At 36.1% G+C, this 19391-nt stretch carries 17 protein-coding genes; 8 read left to right on the top strand and 9 right to left on the bottom strand.

The window, feature by feature from the left end:
• Position 1: 1 nt before the first annotated feature.
• From AC5YGD_RS04360 to AC5YGD_RS04350, 3 genes are all read right to left on the bottom strand, one after another.
• Positions 2-1435 carry a carbohydrate ABC transporter permease gene (locus AC5YGD_RS04360; protein ID WP_271540802.1) on the bottom strand — a complete coding sequence of 478 codons (1434 nt, stop codon included), beginning with the start codon at positions 1433-1435 and terminating at the stop codon, positions 2-4.
• Entirely contained in the window at positions 1432-2487 is a 1056-nt protein-coding gene (locus AC5YGD_RS04355; protein WP_496142290.1) for an ABC transporter permease subunit, read from the bottom strand. The genes AC5YGD_RS04360 and AC5YGD_RS04355 overlap by 4 nt, the downstream gene beginning before the upstream one ends.
• A gap of 84 nt (positions 2488-2571) precedes the next feature.
• Entirely contained in the window at positions 2572-3822 is a 1251-nt protein-coding gene (locus AC5YGD_RS04350) for an ABC transporter substrate-binding protein (protein ID WP_271537646.1), read from the bottom strand.
• Positions 3823-4019: 197 nt separating this feature from the next.
• On the opposite strand from AC5YGD_RS04350, the gene AC5YGD_RS04345 reads away from it, so the two are divergent.
• Genes AC5YGD_RS04345 through AC5YGD_RS04325 form a run of 5 tightly spaced genes read left to right on the top strand, consistent with a single transcriptional unit; the run spans position 4020 to position 9331 of the window.
• Complete coding sequence (locus tag AC5YGD_RS04345) at positions 4020-5039, top strand: tagatose 1,6-diphosphate aldolase (RefSeq protein WP_496142289.1); 1020 nt, start codon at positions 4020-4022, stop codon at positions 5037-5039.
• Positions 5036-6412: a hypothetical protein gene (locus tag AC5YGD_RS04340; protein WP_496142288.1), complete on the top strand. Its 1377-nt coding sequence runs from the start codon at positions 5036-5038 to the stop codon at positions 6410-6412. The genes AC5YGD_RS04345 and AC5YGD_RS04340 overlap by 4 nt, the downstream gene beginning before the upstream one ends.
• Positions 6409-7497: a Gfo/Idh/MocA family oxidoreductase gene (locus AC5YGD_RS04335; RefSeq protein WP_496142287.1), complete on the top strand. Its 1089-nt coding sequence runs from the start codon at positions 6409-6411 to the stop codon at positions 7495-7497. Before AC5YGD_RS04340 ends, AC5YGD_RS04335 begins: the two co-directional genes overlap by 4 nt.
• Positions 7494-8405 carry a PfkB family carbohydrate kinase gene (locus AC5YGD_RS04330; RefSeq protein WP_496142286.1) on the top strand — a complete coding sequence of 304 codons (912 nt, stop codon included), beginning with the start codon at positions 7494-7496 and terminating at the stop codon, positions 8403-8405. Before AC5YGD_RS04335 ends, AC5YGD_RS04330 begins: the two co-directional genes overlap by 4 nt.
• A 2-nt stretch (positions 8406-8407) precedes the next feature.
• The gene (locus AC5YGD_RS04325) at positions 8408-9331 is read left to right on the top strand and encodes an NAD(P)-dependent oxidoreductase (protein WP_496142285.1); all 924 of its coding nucleotides are present in this window, start codon (positions 8408-8410) and stop codon (positions 9329-9331) included.
• A 3-nt stretch (positions 9332-9334) separates the two neighbouring features.
• On the opposite strand, the gene AC5YGD_RS04320 is transcribed toward AC5YGD_RS04325, so the two are convergent.
• From AC5YGD_RS04320 to AC5YGD_RS04295, 6 genes are all read right to left on the bottom strand, one after another.
• Positions 9335-10183, bottom strand: coding sequence for an endonuclease/exonuclease/phosphatase family protein (locus AC5YGD_RS04320; RefSeq protein WP_496142284.1), 849 nt, complete (start codon positions 10181-10183; stop codon positions 9335-9337).
• Positions 10180-10998 (bottom strand): carbohydrate ABC transporter permease, encoded by an 819-nt coding sequence (locus AC5YGD_RS04315; protein WP_271537639.1) that lies wholly within the window; start codon positions 10996-10998, stop codon positions 10180-10182. The genes AC5YGD_RS04320 and AC5YGD_RS04315 overlap by 4 nt, the downstream gene beginning before the upstream one ends.
• Positions 10995-11870: a carbohydrate ABC transporter permease gene (locus tag AC5YGD_RS04310; RefSeq protein ID WP_271537637.1), complete on the bottom strand. Its 876-nt coding sequence runs from the start codon at positions 11868-11870 to the stop codon at positions 10995-10997. Before AC5YGD_RS04310 ends, AC5YGD_RS04315 begins: the two co-directional genes overlap by 4 nt.
• A gap of 74 nt (positions 11871-11944) precedes the next feature.
• On the bottom strand, positions 11945-13222 hold the full coding sequence (locus tag AC5YGD_RS04305) for an extracellular solute-binding protein (protein WP_496142282.1): 1278 nt from the start codon (positions 13220-13222) through the stop codon (positions 11945-11947).
• 58 nt (positions 13223-13280) lie between these two features.
• Positions 13281-14318 carry an ATP-binding cassette domain-containing protein gene (locus AC5YGD_RS04300; protein WP_496142281.1) on the bottom strand — a complete coding sequence of 346 codons (1038 nt, stop codon included), beginning with the start codon at positions 14316-14318 and terminating at the stop codon, positions 13281-13283.
• On the bottom strand, positions 14315-15088 hold the full coding sequence (locus tag AC5YGD_RS04295) for a DeoR/GlpR family DNA-binding transcription regulator (protein WP_271540818.1): 774 nt from the start codon (positions 15086-15088) through the stop codon (positions 14315-14317). Before AC5YGD_RS04295 ends, AC5YGD_RS04300 begins: the two co-directional genes overlap by 4 nt.
• Positions 15089-15340: 252 nt before the next feature.
• Between AC5YGD_RS04295 and AC5YGD_RS04290 the strand changes: the two genes are divergently transcribed.
• The 3 genes from AC5YGD_RS04290 to AC5YGD_RS04280 are packed head-to-tail and all read left to right on the top strand — an operon-like array spanning position 15341 to position 19359.
• Positions 15341-16132, top strand: coding sequence for an HAD-IIB family hydrolase (locus AC5YGD_RS04290; protein ID WP_496142280.1), 792 nt, complete (start codon positions 15341-15343; stop codon positions 16130-16132).
• 27 nt (positions 16133-16159) lie between these two features.
• Complete coding sequence (gene glpD, locus AC5YGD_RS04285; protein WP_496142279.1) at positions 16160-17725, top strand: glycerol-3-phosphate dehydrogenase; 1566 nt, start codon at positions 16160-16162, stop codon at positions 17723-17725.
• Positions 17722-19359 carry a Na/Pi symporter gene (locus AC5YGD_RS04280; RefSeq protein ID WP_496142278.1) on the top strand — a complete coding sequence of 546 codons (1638 nt, stop codon included), beginning with the start codon at positions 17722-17724 and terminating at the stop codon, positions 19357-19359. The genes glpD and AC5YGD_RS04280 overlap by 4 nt, the downstream gene beginning before the upstream one ends.
• Positions 19360-19391: the final 32 nt, after the last annotated feature.

Raw genomic sequence — 19391 nt, 5'->3', positions numbered from 1 at the left:
TTTATTTCATGCCTGTTGAGGCAATGCCTGTTGTAATATATTTTTGAAGAAAAACAAAAACCAGTGTTGTTGGCACCAAGCTAACTACGGTCATTGCTAAAGCGTAGTGTTCTCTTGCAAGGTACTCACCATTAAAGTCAAGTAAACATAGCTGAATGGTATAAGCAGCCTTTGTAGTTGACACAGCTATCATTGGCAGAATTAAATCATTCCAGCGCCATATAATTGAAAGAATACCTAGAACAGCTATCGCCGGGAGAGCCAATGGAAATATAATTCGCCAATAAATTGTCCACTCACTCGCAGCATCCATTCTGGCAGCTTCGAGAAGCTCATCTGGAATAGTAAGCATATACTGCCTAAGCATAAAGACTCCAGTAGGCGTTGCAGCCCCTGGAATAATCACCCCCCAAAGAGAGCCTGATAAGCCAGTCATTGTTACCATTTTGAAAATACCAACAATTAATACAGACGCAGGCACCATTAGAGTTGCAAGTATTATTACAAAAAAGACTACTTGCCCATTAAATCGATACTTAGACAAAGCAAAAGCTGCCATTGAATTAATCAATAACGTTATCAAGGTTGCCACAATAGTAACAAATACAGAGTTATTTAGACATCTAACAGCATCAAAGCTCCCTAAAGCCTTTTTAGTCAAAGGGTCTGTATAGTTTATCCAGGAAGGCTTTAAGTTTTTATTGATAATAATTTCGTTCTGAGGAAGTTTAGCTATTCCTCCCTCAGGGTTAGATACAAGCCTTGCATTAACAGTGTCTTTAGTTGGGTTAATTCGACTTACCGAATACTCAACTAACTCACCCGTTTGAGGATCAGCCATGGAGATTAGAATTTGAGCAGTAAAGCCATTAGGTTTATAAGGCTTAAGTCCTAAATATTCTGATAATAATCTAGCATCTTCTTGATCTAGATTGTCTACTATAGATTGAGGATCATAGTCTTTCTTCGCACTAGGGAACATGCTTGGATACTTAATAAGCCAATCAGGTAAATTTTGATTGGCAATTAAGTCTTTTGCCATAACTGAAACCAAACCAAAGTGAGATCTTAGAGCGTAATATTCATTTCCACTAAAATTATTAATATAACTGGCAACATCTTTTTCAGCTCTTTCTTCGTCATCTAAGTTTTTCCAGAACATGACCCAAGGCTCAAGGTCTTTCATAATCAATATATTTTTACCATCTGGACCATAGGTTGTCGCTCTGGCGATTCGCTCATAGTCCATTGGTAGAAAATTAGTATCGTATTTTTGAAGTAAAAACTGTGATTTAACTGAGTTCATAACTAGCCATAAAACTGGCAAAAAGATAATTAAAAACCCAAGAAACAAAAAACCATAAGAAATCCAATCAGTCAGACTAGCTTTCTTTTTTCCTTGCCTGCGAGTAAAAAATTTAATGACGTCTGTCATAGCTTCACTTGCCTCCTAGTTAAATAGAATTGCAGTAAAGAAAGAACAATTAGTATCAGCGCAACAATTAACGATGCCATTGCTGCTATTCCAAGACCAAAAAATGTTTTTTGACCCCTAATTCCAGCATTTTCAACGATATAAGAAACAAGAGAGATCCAGCCAACTTGAAGTGCGTATAGCTCTTCGAATGCTTGGACGGCTTTAATTAATGATAGTACGGTTACAACTAGCAAGATTGGCATCAATAAGGGTAATGTAATACGCCAAAAAACTCGCCTTTCAGAAGTTCCATCCATTTGTGCAGCTTCATAAAGATCCCTTGGAATTGACTGAAGTCCAGCCAGCAAGATGAGCATATAAAAACCCATATGAGCCCATGTATAGACAAAGATTGACCAAAACATAGTCCAGTTTGGATCCATTAACCACTGTATCGGTTCACTGATCCAGTTCCAGTCCATTAGCGTTTGAGACAACATGCCTTGCCTTTTTAATATTAGAGTCCATAGAAATGCAACAACCACCGGACTCAGCATGACTGGATAGAAAAATACAGCCCTCCAAAAACCTCTTCCTATGACCTCTCTATTAAGAACTATTGCAGTAAAAAGTGCAATGAGAATCATAATAGGGACTTGAAGAATAACAAAAACAAATGTGTCGTATAGAGCTGACTTGAATTTAGCATTTTCAACGTTGATACCGCCAGTATCAATTTGAACTTCCTGAGTAATTCTTGCCAGGTTATCAAGCCCTGAAAAGGCTCTATTTTCAAAGTTAATACTTGTTCCATCGGTAACAGAGAAGCCAAAGTTCATAAACAATGGAAGAAAAGTAAACAGGCCAAAAATAAGGATATTTGGAAACAAAAATAAATAAGGTAGTGATTTAGTACCAAATAATTTTTGAGTAAACTCGATTGGCCATCCAATGCTTGACATTAATTTTGGCAATATGCCGTAGACATCTTTAGACAATACAAAACCTATCAAAAGATAAAGGGCAAAGAACAAGAACCAGCTATTAAGATTTAGAAGAGACTCAAACATTTTATGGGTTGAATTTTAAATATAATTAAGGCCGCCTCAAGAGACGGCCTTAAAGTTTATAACTTCAGTATAACTGAATAGTTATTATTCAGCTATCTTTGCTGCTACGTCAGCATCAATCGCTGCCAAAGCTTCATCAAGGCTCATTTCACCTGTAATTGCTTTAGTTATGTAGTCAGGAACAATACCGTAAATGGCAAAGTTCTTATTGTAGCCTTGGAACCAATAGGCTTGCGGTGTAGATGAAGCCGCTTTACCCGCATTAGCTGCAAAAGTTGATAGTCCTGCAGAAACCCTTGGGCTCACGCTATCATAATCAATACCTGCCTTTTGAAGGCCTTGGTGTGCAGTAATATTTGAAGTGTTAGCTGCAAAGAAACCAGCTCTTCCAGCTTGTGACAAGAAGTCAATGAAAGAAGCGGAAACTTCAGGGTGCTTAGATGAATTAAATGCAACAACTCCAGAACCTCCTGGCATTGCTCCACAGCCTCCAGAACCACATGGAATTGGAACAACTTTCCACTCAAAATCAGTGATGTTTGCATCATAGTTACCAAGCATCCAAGAGCCTGACATGTGCATAGCTACAGTTCCGTCAAGGAAAAGAGGTGCTGCATTTTTATAAGCAGTTCCTCCACCAGCAGGCCATCCTTCAGCAGGCATTAAGCCCTCTTTATGCCATCCAACAAATGTTTCAGCAAAAGCTCTAAAGCCATCATCAACTAAAATAGGAACGCCATTTTCATGGAATTTAGCACCGTATGAGAATGCAGGTCCAGCCCATCTATGAGCTGTTCTATCCATTGCAAGTCCAGCAGTCAAGCCAAGCTCTGATTTAACTACTCTTAAGGCATCAGCCCAATCATCCCATGAAGCTCCTTCCTCAGGCATATCAACACCAGCATCTTCAAACATAGTAACGTTTACATATGGACCAGTAACCGTTAGCTGAGCTTGCCAGCCATAAATACCGTTATCGCCAGATGGTTTTCTATACCATGGCAAGGTAGCACCATAGTTTTCTTCCCATTTTGCAGCATCTACATAAGGGGTCAAATCAAGATAATATTGATTAAGTCCACCTAAGTTTGTAACACGCGCAACGTCTGGAGCAGAACCTGCCTCTAGTTGGTTTTCAAGTTGATCTCTCACTACATCATAACCAACAATTTCAAAATTTACTGTATTTCCAGTTGAGCTCTCCCAGATTGAAGACATCTGTTGCAAAACATCACACTCATTAGCATCTTGGTAGCAGACAAACTTAATTTCTGCAGCGTTGACACTAAACGATGAGATGGCTAGAAACGATGCCAATAAAATACTTTTTTTCATATCTCTCTCCAATAGTTATTTTAAAAAATTATCTTTTTTCTATCAAATTTAAACGAACAATAAATTTAATGAAATTCGAGTATACATGAATTGATATATATCAGTAAAATAAACGAAAGTAAATTGAACCTAGGTCTCACTATATGAAACTTACTATATTTTAAGACTTTTTTTTTGAAATTAATAATAGAAAAATCATGAATCAAAACCTTGGAAAGCTAATACATTTAAAGAAACTTTGTACGGACAATAGCCACTTTCAAATGCTCGCTGTGGACCAAAGACCGCCTATATTTAATATCATCTCATCAGCCAAGGGAAGAAAGCACAGCTATGAGGAAGTAGTAGAATGTAAAAAATTGATTACATCAAACCTGTCTCATTTAGCAACAGCAATACTAATGGATCCCCACTATTCAATTCCAAACCTCTTGCAACATAATAACTCTAAAGGCCTTGTAATAACCCTTGAAGAGCATGATTTTAAAGAAACTCTCCAGGGTCGATATTCAAGTGACATAGATAACTGGAGTGTTGAAAAAATTAAAAAGGCTGGCGGAGATGCCGTCAAAGTTCTTGCTTGGTACCGCCCTGATGCTGAAAAAAAATCTCTTGAATATCAACAACAATACGTTCAAAGGATTGGTGAAGAGTGTGAAAAATATAGTATTCCCTTCTTACTAGAGCTACTTGTGTATCCCTTTCAAGACGATGACCACCACACTAAAGAATATATTGAACAAAAACAAAAAAAATCTCAACATGTTATTGATAGCGTCAAAGAGTTTGCAAAAGAAAAATATAAGGTTGATATATTTAAATTAGAGTCTCCAGTTGATAGCAATGATCTAGAGGGTGATATTTTAAAAGAAACAGAGGATGCATTTAAAAACCTAGCCAAAGCTACAAACAATAAGCCATGGGTTGTTCTTTCTTCTGGGATGGGAAAAACATCATTTTATAAATGCCTTGAGCTAGCCTATCAAAATGGCGCTTCAGGTTACTTAGCCGGAAGAACAATCTGGTTAGATGCCTTTAAGAACTACCCAAACATCGAAAATGTGGATAAAGGATTAAAAACTGAGTCAGTGAGTTATATTAATAAGCTAAACGACTTGACTGCACGAAAAGCCTATTCCCTTAAAGATTACTTTAAGAAAGGCTTTAAAATTCAAGAACCTGAAAACTTTACTAAGAATTTTGGAGGTTTTAAATGATTGGTTACTTATCCCTGGCAAGAGAAACCTTTGATGTTGAGTTTGCTCAATCTAAATTTAAACAAGCTAAAGGTCTTTTAGAGTCTATAACATCAGAAATAATTGGCTTTGACCAGTTAATTACAAACGATGAAATTGCAAATGAAGCACTAGATTTTTTTAAAAGAAATGAATGCGAAAAAGTCTTCCTTTTTCAAACAACTTTTACTGATGCAAAATTTATATTAAATTTTTCTAAAGTAATCAATAAACCAATTTGTATTGTTTCATTTCCTGAGCCAAGAACGGGGGGAAGACTGAGGCTGAACTCAATCTGTGGCCTCAACCTTGGAACTCACTCTTTAATTAAAAATAATATTTTTCCTGACTTCATCATTATGGAAGATGATGATAAAGCCAATGAAAAATCATTTATAGAATTTATTAATTCAGAAAATAATAACACTCAAGTTTCATGGAATAAAGCTGTTATTAGTAATGATCAAATGGATTTTAACTACACAATTGACAAACAAACTATTGGAATTATTGGAACAAGACCAGAAGGCTTTGATACCTGTGATTATGATCAAGACGAGGTCACCAATAAGCTCAATGTTTCTTTAATAAACCTTGAGCTTGATGACTTATTTGATGAAGCAAAAAATGTTGGTAAAGACACAATTGCTTCTACAAAAAATACCATTTCTGGCTACCTTCAAGGCACTGAAGAGCTTGTTCAGGATGAGTTTGACAAAAGTATTTCAATCTTTCATGGCCTAGAGGGTTTAAAAGACAAGCATAATCTTGATGCCTTTGCTATCCGATGCTGGCCAGAGACTTTTACAGAATATGGCTGTGCTTCTTGCGGCCCAATGGCAATGATGAATGAGAAAAAAGTAAGCTGCGCCTGTGAAGCAGATGTTCTTGGAGGTATCAGCTGCAACATACTAAATCAAATGAATGATAGTCCCTCCCTTCTCGTAGATATTGTTGATGTTGACAAAGCAGACAATTCTTTAGTGTTTTGGCATTGCGGCTTAGCACCAATCAGCATGGCAAAAGAAGGCACAGCTAAGTCTGGCATTCACTCTAATAGAAAAAAACCACTCCTTCATGACTTTAGTCTTAAAAAAGGTGAGATAACTATTTTTAGAGTTTCAAAAGCTCAAAATAAACTTCAATTTTTTGTTTTAAAGGCGTCTGTTATAGATAGACCAAACTCTTTTTCAGGAACATCAGGTGTAATTAGCTTGGGCGATGATAGCGCACTTAAAGCTCAACAAATGTTTAAAGGTGGCCTTGAGCATCATGTCGCTTTTACTTATGGAGATGTATCTGATAAGCTTATTCATTTTGGTAATAAAATGAATATTCCAACTTATACACTATGACGAGCAAAATTAAATATGCAATTATTGGCGCAGGATGTATGGGCCAAGAGCACATACATAATGTTGAAATTATAGAAGATGCAGAAGTTGTTGCACTTTGCGATACCAGTGAAAAATCTATTAAAGAGTGCCTTAATTTATTAAAAAATAAAGTTGAAATTTTTGATAATTATGAGGATCTTATCCAAGCAAATATCGTAGATGCTTACATTATTGCAACGCCGAACTTTACCCATATAGAGGTCTTAAGAGCCTTAATCAAAACCAAAGCACACCTATTAATCGAAAAGCCTTTATGCACGACTGTTGAAGACTGTAAAGAGTTTGAAAGGCTAGCCATTGATTATCCCGGCATCATTTGGACCGCTATGGAATACCGATATATGCCGCCTGTCCAAAGAATGATTCAAGAGATTCATAATAAAACAATTGGCAATTTAAAAATGCTATCTATACGAGAGCATCGATTTCCTTTTCTACATAAAGTTGATGACTGGAATCGTTTTGCAATAAAAACGGGTGGAACCCTAGTTGAAAAATGTTGTCACTTCTTTGATTTAATGAGATTAATAGCGCAGAGTGAGCCCTTGAAAGTCTATGCAAGTGGAAATCAAGATGTAAATCATTTGAATGAGAAATATGATGGAATGGTGCCAGATATTCTTGACAATGCTTTTGTAATTGTCGATTTTGAAAATGGAGTTAGAGCATTCCTGGATCTTTGCATGTTCGCTGAAAATTCAGAATTTCAAGAAGAATTATGTGCAGTTGGAACTTTAGGAAAGGTTGAAACAGAAGTGCCATCAAATAGATCAGGCATTGCCAGTTCAGATATTAGAATTGGCCTCAGAGAAATTACCCCGGCATTAAAAGAAACTATAGCTGTAGATCCCAAAATTCTTGAAGCTGGTAACCACCATGGCTCTACATACTATGAACACCAATCATTTATTAACGCTATTCGCAATAATACTAAGCCTGAAGTGTCACTAAATGACGGCCTCATTGCTGTTGCAATCGGAGAGGCGGCTGAAATTTCTATCAAAGAAGGTAGGGTTGTTCAAATGAGTGAGTTTAACCTTTGATAATTTGTGTTGGACCTATTTTTTTAGACAGAGTTGTTAGGATTGACAGCTTTCCTGAAAAACCAATAAAACTAGTGGCTAAGGGTCTTGAAAAGAGGCTCGGAGGTCCTGCTGCTGTTGCTAGTTTTGCAGTTAGTATTCTTGGTGAAAATTCTGAGCTGGTTAGCCGTTTTGGTGACGATGATGCTGCTGAGTTTTTGCAGTCTGAGCTTGATGAATACAATATCAACTTTGAAAATTCTATTACAGTAAATGGCGCGCTTTCATCTCAGAGTCATATTTTTGAAGACAATCATGGTGAAAGAATGCTAGCAGTTTTTAATGAGAAAAAATTGCTCAATGAAAAAACACTCCCTAACTTTAATTTTACAAATAAGCAAACCTATTTAATTGACACGCATTGGATTGAAGCAGCCCATCATGTTGCAAAAAATACTTACGATCGTGGTATTAAGTGCGTTGTTGACTTAGATAATTTCACTAAAAGTAAAGCACTTGAAGAGACTATTAATTACTCGTCTCACCCCATTTTCTCTGAAATTGGCTTACTGCAATTCACAAATGATAAATCAGTAATTGACTCTTTAAAAAACTTATACAAGTCTAACAATAAATTTTATGCAGTCACTCTTGGCTCAAAGGGAGTTTATTGGATTGATAATGGTAGGGTTTTTCATTGCTCAGCGCCAAAGATAAATACAGTAGAAACTAACGGTGCAGGAGATGTATTTCATGGCGCTTTTGTTAGATTTATCCATGCAAATAAAACGATACAAGAGTCTATAGAGTTAGCAACAGCAGCCGCATCTCTTAAATGCTCTAGAAGCGGCGGAATAAGATCAATACCCAATTACAATGAGCTTATTAAATTCTCAAGTCAATTTAAACCAACAACAGAAATAAAATAACTATGAAAAAAATATTAATTACTGAATTTATGGAGCAAGATAGTGTCGACAGTATTTCTGAATTATTCGAGGTTATTTATGATCCAAGTCTTCATGAAAATATCGAAAGCTTAGAGTCTCAAATAGAATTAGTTGACGCTGTAATAGTTAGAAATAAAACTCAACTTAATAAATCTTTATTATTAAAAGCTAAAAACCTGAAGTTTGTTGGCCGCTTAGGCGTTGGTTTAGATAACATTGATACTAATTATTGCCATGATAACAATATTTTTGTTCAGCCTGCAACTGGAATGAATGCTGACTCTGTTGCTGAGTACGTTATCGCCTGTACACTTTCCTTGTTAAAAAATATTCCTATTGCTCATAGCGGCACATCTTCAGGCGAATGGCCTAGAACATCTGTTAAATCAAGAGAGTTGGGAGGTAAAACATTAGGTCTACTTGGTTTTGGCGTTATTGGTAAGAAGGTCAGTCGACTAGCCCAAGTTTTTGGTGCAGATGTTATTGCCTATGACCCATATGTCGAATCTTCAGATGCAAAAAATCTAGGGGTTTCATTAACTTCTCAAGAAGAGCTTTTTAAGCTTTCAGATGTTATAACTATTCATCTCCCCCTGACTATTGAGACTAGAGACCTAATGAATCTTAGTTCATTCAAAAAGATGAAAAAAAACCCAATCATTATTAACTCATCAAGAGGTTCAATAATCAATGAAAATGATCTCTTAATAGCCTATAAACAAAAATTTATTAGTGGATTTGCTCTTGATGTGTATGAGTCAGAGCCAGTTAATGAAAGCTTCTATAATGAGATTAAAAGCTCTATGAATTGCATTCTAACTCCACATACCTCTGGAGTTACAGTGGAATCAAATATAAGAGTTAGTCAGTTTATCGCTGATAAAACTATAAAGTTTTTAGAATAAAAATCAAGAAAAAGTTAGAATAACTGGCTGATGATCAGAAGCATCAATACTTTCATTAACTTCAATGCTATTAAGACTTCTTTCTAAATTAGAACTTATAAAGCCAAAGTCTCGACAATGAGGGCCTTCAGGCCATTGTTTTTTATCAAAAATACCACACGTTGGACTATGAGATGAATTTGGGTTTAGCTGCTTCCAGGCGTCAAGAAAGAAATTTGAGTTTATTTCATTACTAGTTAATAAATTGTACTCAACAGAACCAGGGTTAAAGTTAAAGTCTCCACAAAGAACAACTCTATCTGATCGTTCAAATTTCCTATATGAGCCATTATTATCAAAAAGAGGAGGCATCGTAACTAAATTATTAATCTCTCGATTAATAGATACAATTCTCCTTACTTGCTCACATCGTTGAAATTCAGAATGAAACTCTAGGTGAGTGGTCATTATGCACAAAGAAAATAACGGAGTTTTAATTGTTATTTCTGATAATTGTCGAGGCATCTGCCTAAAAGAGCTATTAACTGTTTGAGGCAATATATGGTTAAAACTAGATAAAACTGGAAATTTAGAAAGTATAAGGTTCCCATACTGCTCTCTCACTTCAGAATTTTCACGCTTAATATCATAAGCTGGGCCAAAAAAAACCGAATAATCACTAAAGAGATTTGAGAGCTCTTTGACTTGATCTGGTTGAGTGCCGTCTGAAAGTCTACAATTAACAGATACCTCCTGAAGACAAATAATATCAGGATCACATATATTTAATATTGATTCAGCAATTCGCTTTAATGAAATATTCCCATCGACGCCCTGACCATTTTGAATATTCCAAGTCAGGACAGTTATCACTTAATTCCGGCCTGCATGAATGATTGAACAAATTGCTTTTGAAATATTAAAAATGCAATGAGCAATGGCGCAACTGAAATCAATGTCGCAGCAGACATGATTGACCAGTCCACGCCAGTCTCAGGAGAACCGAAAATACCCAAACCAACAGTTAGTGGTCTAGTTTCTACCGAATTAGAAATAATTAGTGGCCACAAAAAGTTATTCCAATGATGGCTGACAGAAACTAAAGAAAACGCAATAAAAGTAGGCGTTGCTAACGGAACATATACCTTCCATAAAATGCCCATTGTACTGCAGCCTTCTAATTCAGCGGCATCCTCTAGCTCTTTTGGAATAGACTTAAACGTTTGACGAAGCAAGAAGATACAAAATGCACTTGCAACATAAGGTAATCCCATTCCAGTTATTGTATCTACCAATCCTAGTTTAGATAGAGTGACATAGTTTTGAACAATTAAGATTTCTGGAGTAATCATTAACTGAACTAAAACCAGAGCAAATGCTACATTTGCACCACTAAATTTAAAACGCACAAAGGCATACGCAGCCAAAGTTGAAATTAATAGCTGCCCAGGAAGTATAAAAGACACCAGTAAAAATGTATTCAAACCATAACGCAGAAAAGGAGCTTGACTCCATGCCTCACGAAAATTATCAAGCGTTAAAGGAGAAAAAATATTAAAGTGAATAGCATCATTACTATAGTGAAAAGCCGCCCAAAAAGCATAAAGAAGAGGCAGCACCCAAAATGCCGCCAAAATGTAAGCACCCATTAACTCCAAACTCGATGTAAATTTATTTTTGTATGTCATCTGTAGTGGACTCGTTTTTCAATAAATAAGAATTGTGCTAAAGCTGTAAGCGCCAGAAGCACAAGTAAAAATATAGTTAATGCAGAAGCATACGAAACATCTAGAAATGCGAATGCAGTTTCATAAATGTAATATAAGATTAAGTTACTTGCATTGTCAGGTCCGCCCTTAGTTAATACAAATAAATGATCAACGAGTTTAAAAGAATTTAAAAAGGCATTAATAAGAACAAATAATGTAGTTGGGAGAAGCAAAGGGTATTGAACACGCCAAAAATAATTCCATCGAGAAGAGCCCTCTAGTTTTGCGGCTTCCTCAAGTTCTGGTGAGATTGTTTGAAGACCAGCCAGATAAAAAACCATAAAAAAACCTGCCTCTTTCCAGACAGTCATAACCATAATAGAAGGAAGGACAGTTGACGGACTTCCAAGCCAGTTGGTACTTTCAAAGCCAAAAATAGATGTTGCCTGATCAATTAATCCAATTTCAGGTGCGTAGAAGAATAACCATATATTCGCTACCGCAATCATTGGAAGCATTGTTGGTGTAAAGTAGGCCATTCTAAGCAACCCCCTTCCCGGGATAGCTTTATTAACAATCAAGGCCATTATGATTGCTAAACCAATAGATGTAGGAATTGTTCCAAGAGCAAGCCACATATTATTGGCAAAAACTTTCCAGAATATTGGATCGCTTAACATACTCTCATAACCTTCAATTCCAGAGAATCTTCTTGGTCGTATGATTGATTTATTCGTATATAAACTATTAAGAAAAGTTGTGATAGTTGGATAGTGGGTAAACGCCAGAAGCAATATCGCTGCAGGTGCAAATAATAACCAACCCTGAAAATTTCGAACGTTATCTTTCATTATTATTATTTTAAAAGTCTAAATAATTAAGTGGCGGGCAAAATTTAAATGCCCGCCAAATTTACCTAATCAGTTTAACGATAAGGTTTTAAAATACGCTCAGCAGCGGCTTGCGCGTCTGTTAGAGCTTCTTTAGCTGTTTTACTTCCTACAAGTGTTGCTTGGATAGCATCATTCAATCCTTTTTTAACTCGACTTGTTTGGTAAGTTGAAAATTCAGCTGTTGCATATTTCAGTTGATCACGTGCAACCGCTGCTGGTGGGAAATCTGCAACATATGATTTCAAAGTATCTGTCTCATATGCATCAGGACTAACGCCCATATAACCAGTAGCTACAGACCACTTAGCAGAATTTTCAGGAGCAGTCATAAATTTAATTAGCTTCATTGATGCTTTACGTTCCTCATCAGAAGTGTCCTTAAAGATATAGAAGTTTCCTCCACCTGTTGGCGTACCACGACGCTTTCCTGCTGGAAGCATTGCAACACCAAAGTCAAAGTCAGCCTTCTTTTTAACTGTCGTTAAGTTACCAGTTGAATGCCACATCATAGCTGTCTTACCTTCTAAGAAGTTTTGACGAAGCGTACCCCATTCAATTGTGCCTTTAGGCATAATTTTATGCTCTTCACCAAAGCTCTTCCATACTTCAAGAGCTTCAATAACATCTGGATGATCAAAGTTAGTTTTATCACCACTAGTCATAAGAGTTTGGCCATTTTGCATTGCAAGGGCACCAAACATCCAGTAAGGATAACCTGTCGATGGAATCATAAGTCCCCATTGAGAGCCGTCATCTTTAGTCAGCGCTTTAGCTGCTGCAACTAGCCCACCCCAAGTTGCAGGAGGTGTTTCTGGATCTAAACCAGCTTCACGAAATGCATCTTTGTTATAGTACATAACAATTGTTGAACGCTGAAATGGAATACCCCATGTTTTACCTGCTGCAACTCCATTTTCCATCAATGATGGATAGAATGAATTTAACCAGGCCTTCTCTTCACTTGTTGAAACTAAGTCATCGAAAGGTACAATTGCGTCAAGCTCACGAAGCTCATGAACGTCAATTGAAAACATAACTGATAGCTGTGCTGGCTTTCCACTTTCCAAAGCAGTAAGTGCCTTTATTCTGGTATCGTCATAGTTACCTGAATAAATTGCATTTACTTCAATGTCTGGGTTTTTAGACATAAAGTCCGCAACCATTGCATCAACAGTTTGTGTTAGAGCGCCACCCACAGCAACTGGATAGTACATTGTTAATTCCGTTTTAGCTATTGCAGCACCCGATATCATTGAAATACCAAGGGCAACAGTTAAGCTATACGAAAGTTTTTTAAAAAACTTACTCATTTAACTTCTCCTCATTAAAAAAATCGTAGTAACTTTCATTTGTTATTTATCAATACCCCTACGAAGTAAAGCGTTGATTATTTTTTTTAAACAAATGCATATCCTCAGGATCCCAGCTAATATTTAGTTTGTCATCCAGATGAATTTTGGGTTGTCTTGGCTCACGTAGAAAGAAATTTTGGTCTAGGTGGCTAATTTTAAAAACAGTTTCACCACCAAAGTAATCAATTCCTTTGACAGTTACAGGTAGTCCTTTTTTTGAAAAATTAAGATGCTCTGGTCTAATTCCAAGATTAATAGAATTTTTACTAATTTCAATCTTCTTTTGGTTTTCCTTACTAAGAGCTGTTATATCGATTTTCTTAAGATTTAAGATATTCATTGGCGGAAGACCAATAAATTGCGCACTAAAAATACTGTTTGGGTAATTGTATATTTCTTCAGGCGCGCCTTTTTGAACAATTTGACCAGAGTTAAGAAGAATAATTTGATCAGCCATGGACATTGCCTCTACCTGATCGTGAGTAACATAGACTACTGTTAGCCCAAGCCTTTGCTGAAGATCGCGAATTTCGTCACGCATTTCTGCGCGTAATTTGGAATCCAAGTTTGATAATGGCTCATCCATTAGGCAAACTGACTGATCAGAAACAATTGACCTTGCTAATGCAACACGTTGACGCTGGCCACCAGATAGGTTCGACGGCTTTCGATCTAATAAATCAGATAATCCAACTGCATTAGCTGCTTCAGCAACACGTTTTTCACGTTCAGCTGGGGGTACTTTTCTTACTTTAAGACCAAATTGGATATTTTCTTTAACATTTAGGTGTGGAAAGAGTGCGTATGATTGAAACACCATAGAAACACCTCTTTTTGATGCCTCTAGATTTGTAACATCTCGATTTTCAATTTTAATAGAGCCAGAAGTAACGCTTTCTAATCCTGATAACATTTTAAGAATTGTAGATTTTCCACAGCCAGATGGTCCTAACAAAACTGTAAATGATTTTTCTGGAACAACAAAAGACACATTCTTAACGGCCTCTATTTCTCCCCAGCTTTTAGATAAGCCTTTAACTTCAATTGAACTCATAATTCATCCTTCTCACAAATAATTAATTCTGATTCAGAATCATTCAAAATCTTACATATTTCGTTAGGTGGCTTTTGATCACATATAACTTTAGATACATCTTGAATTTGGCCACCACGTACATGTGCAGAACGACCAAACTTTTCGTGATCTAAAACTAAAAGGCTTTCACGTGAGTTATTAAGAATCACCCTTCTAATCTGAACCTCTTCGTCATCAAAGTCTAAAAGAACTCCATCCATATCAACACCGCCAACGCCAAATACACTGAAGTCTGTCATATATGAACTAAAAAAGCTCTCTACAGGACTTCCAAGCATATCAAAATCTCCACTACGAATACGTCCACCAGAGCAATTGACTTCAAAAGTAGAGTTTGCACTTGCGGTTTGAGCAATTATTAAGTTGTTTGTGTAGATTTTTAAATCTTTGTGTCTTAAGAGTGCCCGCATAACCATTTCAGGAGTGGTTCCAATTCCAAGAGATATTGAACTGCCATTTGGAATTAGTTTGGCAGCATGCTTTGCTATCGCTCTTTTAGCAACCCTGTTAAGAACTTGCCTTGTTCCATAAGCAAGATTACCTTCGGTCGATATTGACTCAATTCCGCCATGCTTACGTCTTGCTTGTCCATAATCACATAGTGCATTTATGTCCCTTCTCACTGTTTGAGTAGTTATATCAAAACGCTCAGCTAGACTCTCAACTGTAATAAATTCCTCTTGGCGAAGAAGATCTGAGATTTCAGCTTGTCGAGCAGTTAGATCCATTTTTATAACCTAAAAAGTTCATTTGAACTATAATTCTACCATAATACTAATGATTTGAATATTATTTTTTATCAAGCGAAGATATTAAGCTAATAACCCCATAAATAGTGCTTAATTATGATAAAATGTTAACTTAATTGTTCATATGAACATATAATCATTACAAATATCAATATTTATTACATTATTGCTGCAGTATTAATATTGATAAGTTGAATGTAATTAAAAACTATTTAAGAATTAGGAGATCAAATGGATAACATTTCTACTATGTCTAAGCAGCAATTAAATGAGGTAAAAATCATTCTTACAGATATAGACGATACATTGACCACTGAAGGAAGACTAAAAAGCAATGCATATACCGCTCTAGAGAACTTATCAAATTCTGGCTTTATCGTTATCCCTGTTACAGGTCGATGTGCGGGTTGGTGTGATCACATTGCTAGGATGTGGCCAGTCAATGGTGTAGTTGGAGAAAATGGTGCTTTTTTCTTTAGTTATGATCACCAATCTAAAAAAATGCAGCAGACCTATTGTCAGACTCCAAAAGAACGAAAAGAGAATCATCTTGCTCTTCATGAAATTAAAAAAACTATCCTTAAAAATGTCTCTGGTTCAGCACTAGCATCTGATCAGGATTATCGGCACACAGATCTAGCTATTGATTTTGCTGAAGATGTTGCGACATTATCATCTAACAAGATTAAGGAAATCGTCACAATTGCTGAAAATGCTGGTGCAATTGCAAAGGTTAGCTCAATCCATGTAAATTGTTGGATTGGAAGCCATAATAAGTTATCTACAAGCCTTACAACACTTGAACAAGTATTCGGGGTAAGTAATTCAAATATACAAAATGAAGTTCTCTTTATTGGAGACTCGCCAAATGACTCTATGATGTTTAATTACTTTAACAAATCAGTTGGCGTAGCTAATGTTATGGATTTTATTAAAGAATTGGATAAGCCGCCAAAATATATTACTCTAAACCACTCAGGTGAAGGTTTTGTTGAGCTTGCTGATTCTCTTTTAAGGAGATAGTTTTTTAAACTTTATTGTCCAAAATAGATGTCAAAAATAAACGATAAAATTTATGATGTATTTATAGCTGGTGGAGGTATAAACGGAGTTGGGGTAGCTCGTGATGCTGCTGGGCGCGGTTACTCAGTATGCCTTTGTGAAATGAATGATTTTGCTTCTGGTACTTCATCATCCTCAACCAAACTAATTCATGGAGGTCTTCGTTATCTTGAGCATTATAAGTTTCGGCTAGTTCAGGAGTCTCTAAAGGAGCGTGAAATTTTATTAAATATGGCTCCCCATATAATTTGGCCAATGAGATTTATTCTTCCTCATACAAAAGGAATGAGGCCTAGATGGTTCTTAAGATTAGGATTAGCAATTTATGATCACCTAGGGTATCGAAAAATTTTACCGGGCACAAGTAATGTAAATTTTGCCAGTCAAAAAACAAATTCTCCACTTAAAGATACTTTTAAGTCTGGATTTGAGTATTCAGATTGTTGGGTAGATGACTCCAGATTGGTCATATTAAATGCAGTTGACGCTGCCTCAAAAGGAGCCTCATTAAGAAACTATACAAAGGTAACAAATGCAACTAGTTCAAATGGCCTGTGGACAATCTCAACAAAAAACTCTTTAAATGGTAAAGTAGAAATTGTTAAGGCAAAAGCTTTTGTTAATGCATCTGGACCATGGGTTGATAAGGTTTTAAAAGAATCTTTTAAAGTTAAAGATTCAAAAAATGTTCGTCTTGTCAGAGGGAGTCATATTGTTGTAAACAAACTATATGAGGGTGACAAGTCATATATCTGCCAAAATAAAGATGGGCGCATTTTCTTTATAATTCCATATGAAGATAATTTCACATTGATTGGTACAACAGATATTGATCATGGTAAGTCAGCTGATCAAGTAAAAATAAGTGAGCAAGAAAAATCATACATCTGCGAGTCAGCAAGTAGTTATTTAAAACAAGAAATTACAACAAATGATATAGTCTGGAGTTATTCAGGGGTGAGACCACTCTATGATGATGGTGCAAGTAAAGCTCAAGAGGCAACTAGAGATTATGTTGTTTCAGCCAAGGAATATGACTACTCATTAATGATTAATATTTTTGGCGGAAAAATTACAACTTACCGTCGATTATCAGAAACAATTCTTGAACATATTGAGAACTTCCTTGGTAAACGAGGTAAATCATGGACTGAAAATTCTCGCCTTCCTGGAGGAGAAATCAAAGTTGCAACTCTTTCTGAATTTGAAGCAAAGTTAAAAAATAAATATAGCTTCTTTACGAATGAACTTATAAGAAGACTTGCAAGGTCATATGGAGAGATTTCTTTTGATATTTTTGGTGATGCAGATAGTTTAGATGCATTAGGTGAAAATTTTGGAGGTGGATTATATGAACCTGAAGTTCAATACTTAATTAACAATGAATGGGCTAGGTCTTCAGATGATATTCTTTTTAGGCGCTCAAAGCTTGGATTAATACTTTCTGAGACAGAAATAGAAAACCTTAACTTATTTTTGAAAAAAAATAATACAAAATCCCAAACCTCAGAAAATATAGTACCTTCAGAAAATAAAGAGGTTCTTAAGGCATGAGTCTACTAATTGAACTTTTAGGATCAATTGCACTTCTGTTGTGGGGTCTTCGAATGGTTCGAACTGGAGTAATGCGCTCCTATGGTAACAACCTAAAGAGTTTAGCGCGTCGATCAGAAGGCAAAACCCTGCCCGCGTTTACATCAGGATTACTGGTTGCGGCTTTGCTGCAAAGCAGCACAGCAGCCATTTTAATATCTGCCTCATTTGCAGGTCAGGGGCTCATCAGTGTTGGTTCTGCTTTTATAACAATGTTAGGAGCCGATGTTGGAACCTCAGTAGCAGTTCTTATTGCCTCTCAAAAATTTACGACTCTGGCCCCCTTACTTTTAGCGATAGGCGTTTTTGGTTTTATTGGCTCTAAAGTCAACAAATGGCAAAATGTTTTTAGAGCAATCAGTGGACTAGGATTAATTCTATTCGCTCTTTCATTAATTGCATCAACTGCTGGTGGCCTATCAGAACTAAAACAATTTACTGCGCTGTTAAATATATTTGAGGATCAGCCCATATTCTTTATTCTTTTGGCATTGATTCTGACTTATCTTTCATACTCAAGTTTAGCCATTGTTTTGCTATCTGTGAGCTTTCTAGCAACAGGTGTGATTGGAGTAAGTGAAGGGTTATACCTAGTATTAGGCGCAAATTTAGGAAGCGGGATGCTTCCTCTTATCTCAAACTGGAGAGGATCCATACAAGAGCTGACGCCAGTATTGGCAAATCTTATTGTAAGAGTAGTTTGTATTTTAGCTTTTTATCCATTTGTTGACTTCGTTGCTACATTTGGATTAAAGTTTGTATCTATTGAATTATTCCCCGCAATTTATCACCTGTCTTTGAATTTGATTGTGGCTATTGTAGGCGTTATATTTTCTAAAAATATTCTTATGCTTGCAACAAAAATGCTCTCTAATCTTCAGGAGAAAGAGCTTAGTCAGCCTAGTTTTTTAGAAGCAAATAATTTTGCAATGCCAGCAATTTCTCTTGCTAGTGCAAAACGCGAAGCAATTCATATGGCTGAGATTTCACAAAAAATGGTTGTCTCTTCACTCGCTGTTCTTCGAGATGACAATATCGCTTTACGCAGTGAAGTAATTAAAAATGAGGATATAGTAGATAACATATTTGATTCAATAAAACTCTATATAGCAAGGATCTTACAAGAAGAATTAACGCCTACAGAAACTCAAAAAGCTTTAAATATCCTTAACTTTACAACAAGCATGGAGCATATTGGCGACATTATTAATAACAGCTTAATGGATATTTCTGGGAAAAAAATTGATAAACATATACAGTTTTCAAAAGAAGGATTAAATGAAATTATCTCTATACATGAGGTTGTTTGTTCAAATTATGATCTAGCCATTAATACCTTTGTTTCAGATGATTGTGAGCTGGCAAGAGTACTTTATGAGAAGAAACAAGAGCTCCATAATCTTGAAAAACGCTCAGTCACTAAACATCTTCAGAGGATTGGAAAAGGCATTACTGATAGTTTAGAAACCAGCTCTATGCATATTGATGTAATCCGTGATTACAAGAAAGTAAATAGTCTTTTATCTTCAGTGGCTTATCCAATTTTAATTGCTTCAGGTGAGATTCTAGAGTCAGGGTGGAAGCAAAAAATATAGGCAGTAGCTTTAAAATAGAGCAGCTAAAAATG

This window comes from Candidatus Pseudothioglobus sp. uisw_070, from assembly GCF_059512545.2.
This window is presented reverse-complemented; position numbering and strand designations above follow the sequence as displayed.

Bases quoted from the DNA above. Each gene is read 5' to 3' on its own strand.
- AC5YGD_RS04305 (WP_496142282.1), bottom strand. From the start codon at position 13,222: ATGAGTAAGTTTTTTAAAAAACTTTCGTATAGCTTAACTGTTGCCCTT.
- AC5YGD_RS04280 (WP_496142278.1), top strand. From the start codon at position 17,722: ATGAGTCTACTAATTGAACTTTTAGGATCAATTGCACTTCTGTTGTGG.
- AC5YGD_RS04350 (WP_271537646.1), bottom strand. From the start codon at position 3,822: ATGAAAAAAAGTATTTTATTGGCATCGTTTCTAGCCATCTCATCGTTT.
- AC5YGD_RS04340 (WP_496142288.1), top strand. From the start codon at position 5,036: ATGATTGGTTACTTATCCCTGGCAAGAGAAACCTTTGATGTTGAGTTT.
- AC5YGD_RS04345 (WP_496142289.1), top strand. From the start codon at position 4,020: ATGAATCAAAACCTTGGAAAGCTAATACATTTAAAGAAACTTTGTACG.
- AC5YGD_RS04335 (WP_496142287.1), top strand. From the start codon at position 6,409: ATGACGAGCAAAATTAAATATGCAATTATTGGCGCAGGATGTATGGGC.
- AC5YGD_RS04325 (WP_496142285.1), top strand. From the start codon at position 8,408: ATGAAAAAAATATTAATTACTGAATTTATGGAGCAAGATAGTGTCGAC.
- AC5YGD_RS04315 (WP_271537639.1), bottom strand. From the start codon at position 10,998: ATGACATACAAAAATAAATTTACATCGAGTTTGGAGTTAATGGGTGCT.
- AC5YGD_RS04300 (WP_496142281.1), bottom strand. From the start codon at position 14,318: ATGAGTTCAATTGAAGTTAAAGGCTTATCTAAAAGCTGGGGAGAAATA.
- glpD (WP_496142279.1), top strand. From the start codon at position 16,160: ATGTCAAAAATAAACGATAAAATTTATGATGTATTTATAGCTGGTGGA.
- AC5YGD_RS04290 (WP_496142280.1), top strand. From the start codon at position 15,341: ATGGATAACATTTCTACTATGTCTAAGCAGCAATTAAATGAGGTAAAA.
- AC5YGD_RS04360 (WP_271540802.1), bottom strand. From the start codon at position 1,435: ATGACAGACGTCATTAAATTTTTTACTCGCAGGCAAGGAAAAAAGAAA.
- AC5YGD_RS04355 (WP_496142290.1), bottom strand. From the start codon at position 2,487: ATGTTTGAGTCTCTTCTAAATCTTAATAGCTGGTTCTTGTTCTTTGCC.
- AC5YGD_RS04295 (WP_271540818.1), bottom strand. From the start codon at position 15,088: ATGGATCTAACTGCTCGACAAGCTGAAATCTCAGATCTTCTTCGCCAA.
- AC5YGD_RS04310 (WP_271537637.1), bottom strand. From the start codon at position 11,870: ATGAAAGATAACGTTCGAAATTTTCAGGGTTGGTTATTATTTGCACCT.